The sequence below is a fragment of the Xenorhabdus indica genome (genome assembly GCF_014467235.1).
Taxonomy (GTDB): Bacteria; Pseudomonadota; Gammaproteobacteria; order Enterobacterales; family Enterobacteriaceae; genus Xenorhabdus; species Xenorhabdus indica.
In genome coordinates, this window is sequence record NZ_NKHP01000117.1 from 1 (window position 1) to 493 (window position 493).

The window sequence follows — 493 nt, forward strand, 5'->3', positions numbered from 1 at the left end:
GGTGCAATGCCACTGGAGAATAACGATGACTAAACACATTCACGCTGATTTAATGTCTGAGTACGCAAGGTTGGCTCAGATTACCGATAAGCCGTGGGAATATTTTGAATATTCTTTTGAATTTGTGGTTGGAAGTTTATATTGGAATCCTTGTGAAAAGGAAATATCTTTTAATAAAGATACATTATATAGATTAAAACCTAAAACTATAAAAATCGGGGAATATAATGTTCCTGAACCAATAAGAAATGAGTTAGAGATTAATGCTGGTGAAATTTATCACGTTCCATATTTTTTAAATGGATTTGCAGATGCATACAGATGTATATGGATTGGAAATGACCACGAAATTAAAAGGCTAAGAAACGGATTAATTCACAAAGATAGAGAATCCGCCGAACTCCACGCCAAAGCGCTTATTTCCTTAACTCAGAAATAATTTTCATTATCACATAAATAGGAGTAGAAAATGAAAATAAACATCACAGTAGAC

At 33.1% G+C, this 493-nt stretch carries 1 protein-coding gene; it reads left to right on the forward strand.

Going from position 1 to position 493, the window contains the following annotated elements:
• On the forward strand, positions 1-439 hold a 439-nt coding region (locus tag Xind_RS19765), incomplete at its 5' end, for a hypothetical protein (RefSeq protein WP_222941876.1).
• Positions 440-493: the final 54 nt, after the last annotated feature.